Origin of the sequence: Acinetobacter baretiae (assembly GCF_015627105.1) — a bacterium.
In the GTDB taxonomy this organism is placed as follows: domain Bacteria; phylum Pseudomonadota; class Gammaproteobacteria; order Pseudomonadales; family Moraxellaceae; genus Acinetobacter; species Acinetobacter baretiae.
This window is the reverse complement of record NZ_VTDM01000001.1, coordinates 181,625-189,165: the sequence shown is the minus strand read 5'-3', so window position 1 is coordinate 189,165 and position 7,541 is coordinate 181,625. Positions and strand designations below refer to the sequence as shown.

4 protein-coding genes are annotated in these 7,541 nt (G+C 36.7%); 3 read left to right on the top strand and 1 reads right to left on the bottom strand.

Annotated features, from left to right (window positions below; all coding sequences use genetic code 11):
- Positions 1-598 precede the first annotated feature (598 nt).
- The 3 genes from I2F17_RS00800 to I2F17_RS00790 all read left to right on the top strand — a co-directional run bounded on the left by I2F17_RS00800 (position 599) and on the right by I2F17_RS00790 (position 4,530).
- Positions 599-2,077: a DcaP family trimeric outer membrane transporter gene (locus tag I2F17_RS00800; protein WP_211138848.1), complete on the top strand. Its 1,479-nt coding sequence runs from the start codon at positions 599-601 to the stop codon at positions 2,075-2,077.
- A gap of 416 nt (positions 2,078-2,493) precedes the next feature.
- Positions 2,494-3,177 (top strand): response regulator transcription factor, encoded by a 684-nt coding sequence (locus I2F17_RS00795; RefSeq protein ID WP_196423296.1) that lies wholly within the window; start codon positions 2,494-2,496, stop codon positions 3,175-3,177.
- 12 nt (positions 3,178-3,189) lie between these two features.
- Positions 3,190-4,530 (top strand): ATP-binding protein, encoded by a 1,341-nt coding sequence (locus I2F17_RS00790; RefSeq protein ID WP_196423295.1) that lies wholly within the window; start codon positions 3,190-3,192, stop codon positions 4,528-4,530.
- A gap of 70 nt (positions 4,531-4,600) precedes the next feature.
- On the opposite strand, the gene I2F17_RS00785 is transcribed toward I2F17_RS00790, so the two are convergent.
- Positions 4,601-7,504 carry a valine--tRNA ligase gene (locus I2F17_RS00785; RefSeq protein WP_211138847.1) on the bottom strand — a complete coding sequence of 968 codons (2,904 nt, stop codon included), beginning with the start codon at positions 7,502-7,504 and terminating at the stop codon, positions 4,601-4,603.
- Positions 7,505-7,541 lie beyond the last annotated feature (37 nt).

Genomic DNA, 7,541 nt, shown 5'->3' with positions numbered 1-7,541 from the left:
AAAGAATTTTAAGATGTAAATACTATATTACATAGTATTTAATAATAAGTATTTTTGCACAAATTTAGTGCTTTTTTATTCTTTTTTGGTGCAATAAATGGTTGTTGCATCTGCTTATTATGTAGAAATCAATGTTTCTGTAGTCTTTTTATTGATTTTAGTAATATTTATTTTATTTTAATTGTGGTTTTAATCTTTGGTATATTTATTGCTTGAATTAGACCGCATAGTCATCTGACTATGCTATAGTGTTTTAGCTTTATATTTTAAGTTATGACTAAAATATAATGAATTTCAATATTTTATTTTTATTTTGTTGTAATTTTTTAGAAATATTAAAGTTTTTTATCGTCTTTTTTTGTGTGATTTTTTATTTTAATTGTTTTTTTGAATCACACCGAAAGTTGATTTTGATAAATGTTTAATTTATATATTAAATGTATGACTGAATTGGGCGCTTAATGAAGTCATGTGTTGGAGTAAATAAGCATTTATAAAAATATGCATATCTATTGTCATAATTTTGTTACTTTTCTTTGTAATAGTATAAACAGTTAAGACAGTAACTAACTTTTTTTGTTTAAGGGTGGAAAAATCTGTGGTTAAAGTGAATAAATTAGCACTTTCAATTGGTGCGGCTTTGGTGATGGGGGCTGTGGGTTCAACTCAAGCTGCAACGACAACAACACACACACAGAAAAAAGTGGTTGAACTAGAGTCTCAAGTTGCTCAATTACAACAGCTTGTACAACAACTTTCTGCACAACAGCAGCAGCAAGTGGCTCAGCAGCAACAAATTGCTCAACAACAACAAGAGCAATCTGTACAGCTGCAACAAAATGCAATCTTAGCTTTAGAAAAACCAAATCTTGCGCCAAAAGAATCAAGCAGTAAGCCAGGTTGGATGACGCTTGCAGATGGTAAAACCCAGCTAAAATTGTACGGTCGTGTACGTGCAGAAGTTACGTATGATTTAGATAATACAAATTCATCGACAAACGACATTTATAACAGAACCAATAAAGTTCCATTAAATAGCGACAATACAACAAAGCAAGTCATGAATGCGACTGCAGCGAACTCTCGCTTAGGTCTTGATTTACTACGCTCAACAGATTATGGCGATTTAAAAGCCAAATTTGAGGGTGATTTCATGAGTAGCTCATATACCAATGGTGCAGGTGGTTTTCGTATACGCCATGCTTATGTTGAGCTAGGTAAGTGGACAGTGGGTCAAACAAACTCGCCATTTGTAACAGATACGCCAAGTATTGTTGATGCAAACGGTATTATGGGCTCAGCGTCATTGCGTCCTGTACAAGTACGTTATACGCAACCAATCACAAAGAACCAAAAACTCTTAGTGGCGATTGAAGGAACAACGGGTAAAGATGTTGAAAATGGTATTACTACTACAAAAACTCTAGAGTTAGATAAAAATGGTAATCCTGTTTATGTTACGAAAGAAACTACTCCAACAAGTGGTGGTAGTCGCTTACCAACGTTGAGCTTCCAATATGCTGTGAATACCCCAGATAAAAAAGGGTCTTTAAAGGCAGTTGGTTTCCTTCATGAAAACCGTGTTTCTACCAACAATAACAACGATATCGAAAAACTTGCGTGGGGTGTTGGTGTTGGTGGTAAATATGACCTCACCAAAAACGATACATTATTCGCTAACTACTACCACATTGTGGGTGATAACAGATACATGATCTACCCAAATGATGCTGCGTATAGCGTGACATCAAGCGGTGGTAATCCACAAAGAATTAACCAAACAGAAATGGATGCCGTTTTTGCAGGTTATACACACAAGTGGAATGCTCAATTTAGATCATCTGTGTTAGGTGGTGCAATTTGGAACAGCAAAGATTCAGATTACAGCAAAGTGGCATCTAACTTTAACTCAAACGCATACAATAAATCGATGTATAACGTTCTTGTAAATACATTCTTTACTCCTGTGAAAGACTTTGAGCTAGGTGCAGAATATACATACGGTCAGCGTAAAACCTTTACTAATAAAGAAGGTGATTACTCTCGTATAAACTTTGTTGCACAATATAACTTCTAAGTCTTTATTGTTCAAACATTGAAAAAATGCCTTGTAGTTTTACAAGGCATTTTTTTTATAAGAATAAAAAATTTAAGTCTTTTTTAAGTTGTCAAAATTACATTGTACAAACATTATTGGCAATAAAGCATAGTGTCATTACACTGATAAGCATATTATTATTCTTAATAAGATGCATGACATCATCTTCATGGAATTACACCATCATTGAAGCGATTTTAAATCTTATTTCAAGTGTATATTGATATATTAATCTGATGGATTTTGTATAGAAATAGATATTTTTGACGATGAAGTCTATTGAATGCTTGATGCGACCTATTCTATGATTATGATTAGGTTATTCGGAGAATTAATCTTATTTTAAATATCTTATCGTATCGTAAATTTAACATTTTCGTGAGCACATAGACCCCATGACAAAAATATTAATCATTGAAGATGACTTCATGATTGCTGAGTCGACAATTACATTATTAAAATATCATGGTTTTGATGTCGATTGGTTCAATAATGGCTTAGATGGTCTAGCTTCATTAAATAAACATTCATTTGATATTGTGTTGCTAGATTTAGGTTTGCCGATGATGGACGGCATGCAAGTACTCAAGCAAATTCGCCAAAAAACACAAATTCCAGTATTGATTATTTCTGCGCGTGATCAATTAGAAAATCGTGTAGATGGTTTAAATCAAGGTGCAGATGACTACTTAGTCAAACCTTATGAGTTTGAAGAACTACTTGCACGCATACATGCATTATTACGCAGAGCAGGTTTAGAGGCTCAATCGGTTACTGAGAAAATACTAAGCAATAATGAATTGGTGTTAGATGTAGAACAACACATTGCAAAATATAAGGGTCAAACTATTGAACTTTCAAATAGAGAATGGGCAATTTTGACACCACTTATGACCCATCCAAATAAAATATTTTCTAAGTCCAATTTAGAAGATAAGTTATATGATTTTGACAGTGAGGTGTCGAGTAATACGATAGAGGTATACATACACCATTTGCGAACAAAATTAGGTAAAGACTTTATTCGTACGATACGTGGTTTAGGCTATAGACTCGGTCATAGTCAGCAGCAATTATAATTTGAGTGTGTTATGAAAAAAAGCCGTAGCTCGCTCAATACACGGCTCATTGTGATGACATCTTTGCTCAGTGTTGTCATGGCATGTGTATTGATGTTTTCCACATATCAAATCGCATTAAAAGAGCTTACACATATTCTAGATGCACAAATGCAGTTTCTTGCAAGTCGTGCAACAACACTTCAGTTGAAAGATACGCATAGCAAACTGAATTTAAGCCCTAACCAAGATCAAGAAGAATTATTCATTGATATTTGGGCATATGACGATATAGAGGCATTGAATAAAAATCAGCTTTTAGTACCAAAAGTAAAAACAGCAGGATTTTATCAACACGATACAGAGACGGGTACATGGTATACCTATGTTTTGCCTTCGCAAGATCGTCAAATACAAATTAGTCAGCATCAAAGTGTACGTGAAGTTTTGGCCTTAGAGCTTGCAGGAAGTATGGTGTTGCCATTTTTGCTGATTATGCCTTTAGCCATGTTAATTATTGTTTATATTATTAAGCGAAGTTTAAAGCCGTTTGATGTGTTAAAAACAGAACTTGCCCAGCGAGATTCCAATGAATTAACACATGTCACCGATGAACAATATCCCCTTGAATTACTTCCTGCAATTCATGAGATTAACTATTTATTTGATCGTATTTCCAAGACTCAACAAGAGCAAAAACAATTTGTTGCAGATGCTGCTCATGAATTAAGAACCCCGATCACTGCATTGAACTTACAAACAAAAATTTTGTTGAGAGATTTTCCTGATAACGTGGCCCTTATTAACTTAAGCAAAGGATTGGCACGTATTCAACACTTAGTGAGTCAGTTACTTTCTTTAGCCAAACAAGATACTTCTTTACATGCGTTAGAACAGCCGAAGCGTTTTGTTTTAAATGATGTGGCACTCAATTGCGTTGAGCAATTAATGAATTTGGCCATGGAAAAAGATATTGATTTAGGGTTTGTGCGTAACGAAGAAGTAAAAATACAGAGTTTTGAACCCACATTGCACTCTATTATTTATAATCTGATTGATAATGCGATTAAATATACACCAGTGTCAGGGGTCATAAATATTTCTGTATATCCTCTACAACACAATAAATGTGCTGTGTGTATTGAAGATAGTGGCCCCGGTATTCCTAAGGAGCAGTATGAGGAGGTACTTAAACGTTTTTATCGTGTACATCATCATTTAGAGGTTGGTAGTGGTTTGGGACTATCTATTGTTCAAAAAGCCATTCAACGCGTGGGTGGGGAGTTTGAGTTAGCTCGTAGTGAGGAGTTAGGTGGTCTGAAAGTGATTGTGATGATACCTTTCATGTTAAATACTGTAGAAGTAAAAACGTAATCTGTTCCTGAATGGTTTAATGGTCATAAAAATATGGGCTAATCTGAATTAGCCCATATGAGTGACGTGGTTATAAGTCAGCGATTTGCTGCATATTATGCTGTACTTTTTTCAATTGTTCGACAAATTCAATCAACTTGGCTTTTTCACCATCTACGACAGCAGGCGGTGCTTTTTTCACAAAACCTTCATTGCTAAGCTTATTGGCAATTTGATCATGCTGTTTTTGAATTTTGTCGAGATCTTTTTGTAAGCGAGCAAGCTCTGCTTTCGGGTCGATTAAACCTTTCATTGGTACAAAAACAGAAGCGTGACCGACAACACTCGATGAAGATAATGGCGGTTCTTGGTCTTGAGTGAGATACTCAATACTTTCAACCTTTGCAAGGGCTTTAAAAAGTGGCTCAATGCGTTGAATACGAGTATGTTCGATGTCCGATATGTTTTTGAGTAATACAGGTAATAGGCGTGCATTACCTAATCCCATTTCCCCACGAATATTACGTACAGCGCCAATAAGACCTTGTAACCATTGCATGTCTGTTTCTGCTTGATCGTTCATTTTGCCTTGATCTGGCATAGGATATGCCGCAGTCATAATGGTATCTGCTTTTTGGCCTAGCATTGGTGCAAGTGTTTGCCAAATTTCTTCGGTCAAATAAGGCATCAGTGGGTGAGCAAGGCGTAAAGCAGCTTCCATCACGCTAAGTAATACACGACGTACTTCTGACTTGCGGGCTTCAGAGACTTGTTCATCGTTTAGTACAGGCTTAGTTAGTTCGACATACCAATCGCAATATTCATTCCAAATGAAGTCATAAATGGTTTGTGCGGCAAGATCTAGACGATATGTGCTAAATGCATGATGAACATCGGCTTCTGCTTTTTGGAGTCGGCTAACAATCCACTGTTCTGGTAATTCCCATAATTCAGGCTGTGCATGTTGAGCAATGTTTTGACCTTCTACATTCATAAGGACAAAACGAGTCGCATTCCAAATTTTATTACAAAAGTTACGATAACCTTCAACACGTTTTAAATCAAATTTAATGTCACGACCTGTATTGGCAAGAGCACAAAACGTAAAACGTACAGCATCTGTGCCATAGGCATTAATGCCTTCAGGGAATTCTTTACGGGTTGCCTTTTCAATTTTTCCTGCTTGTTTAGGATTCATGAGCCCAGATGTACGTTTTTGTACGAGTGTTTCTAGGTCAATCCCATCAATCAGATCTAACGGATCAAGTACATTGCCTTTTGATTTGGACATTTTTTGTCCTTCACCATCACGCACAAGACCATGCACATACACGGTTTTAAACGGAATTTGTGCTGAGCCATCTTCATTTTTCATGAAATGCATCGTCATCATAATCATACGTGCAACCCAGAAAAAGATAATATCAAATCCTGTGACTAAAACATTGGTTGGGTGAAATGTTTTTAAAATATCATTTTGAGCATCTTGTTTTGCGTTACCCGTCCAACCGAGTGTAGAGAACGTCCATAATGCAGAAGAGAACCATGTATCGAGTACATCGTCATCTTGGTTGAGTGTTACACTTTCATCGAGTGCATATTTTTCACGAACTTCTGATTCATTGCGCCCAACGTAAATACCACCATTTGCGTCATACCATGCAGGAATACGATGTCCCCACCAAAGCTGACGTGAAATGCACCAATCTTGAATGTTATTCATCCATGCCATATACATGTTGGTGTATTGTTCAGGGACAAATTTAATGCGTCCATCTTGTACAGCTTCAACAGCAGGGGCTGCAAGAGGAGCAATTTTGACATACCATTGATCTGTAAGGAGTGGTTCTACAATCACACCTGAACGGTCACCACGCGGGGCTTTTAAATCATAGGGTTCAATTTTTTCAAGCCATTCTTCCGCTTCAGCCTGTGCAACGAGTTTTTTACGTGCGGCAAAACGTTCTAATCCAGCATAGTCACTTGGCGCTGTAATTGTTTTTGAAATTGATTCACCTGCTTTGGCAAAATATTCAAACTCAGACAGAATTTCAGCATTTTTATTTAAAATGTTAATAATCGCAAGATTACAGCGTTTACCTACATCGTAGTCATTAAAGTCATGTGCAGGCGTAATTTTCACACAGCCTGTACCAAAGTCTTTTTCAACATATTCATCGGCAACAATTGGTACTAAACGTCCTGTGATAGGCAGAACAATATGTTGACCTACGAGATGTTTGTAGCGTTCATCTTCTGGGTGTACAGCGACAGCAGTATCGCCAAATAAGGTTTCTGGACGTGTAGTTGCCACGACCAAATAGTTTTTACCTTCAGTGGTATTGAGATTTTTGTCTTCAAAAAAGTATTTGAAATGCCATAAAGATCCTTGTTCTTCATGATTTTCAACTTCTAAATCAGATAAAGCCGTTTGTAGTTTTGGATCCCAGTTCACCAAACGTTTACCACGATAAATCAGCCCTTGTTCGTGTAGTTGTACAAAGACTTCTTTTACGGCATTAGATAGGCCATCATCCATCGTGAAACGCTCACGTGACCAGTCTACAGATGAGCCTAGGCGACGAATTTGATGGGTAATATTTCCACCAGACTGCTCTTTCCATTGCCAAATTTTTTCTATAAATTTTTCACGACCTAAATCATGGCGACTAATATTTTCTGCTGCCAATTGACGCTCAACCACCATTTGGGTGGCAATACCTGCATGGTCTGTGCCTGGTTGCCACAGTGTATTTTTTCCCATCATACGATTATAGCGGGTGAGGGCATCCATAATGGCATTGTTAAAACCATGTCCCATGTGCAAATTACCAGTCACATTGGGTGGTGGAATCATAATACAAAAAGAATCGCCTTGACCTGATGGCTTAAAATAGCCTCGTTCTTCCCAAGTTTGATACCATTTTTTTTCAATTTCGGTGGGATCGTAGGTTGTTGCAATATTTTGAGCTGAATTAGCATTCGTGTCGGTCATAGGGGTAACAGATCAAAAGTAAATTTACTCTATTGTA

Excerpts from the sequence above, each read along its gene's own strand:
- I2F17_RS00785 (WP_211138847.1), bottom strand. The coding sequence starts at position 7,504 with ATGACCGACACGAATGCTAATTCAGCTCAAAATATTGCAACAACCTAC.
- I2F17_RS00795 (WP_196423296.1), top strand. The coding sequence starts at position 2,494 with ATGACAAAAATATTAATCATTGAAGATGACTTCATGATTGCTGAGTCG.
- I2F17_RS00790 (WP_196423295.1), top strand. The coding sequence starts at position 3,190 with ATGAAAAAAAGCCGTAGCTCGCTCAATACACGGCTCATTGTGATGACA.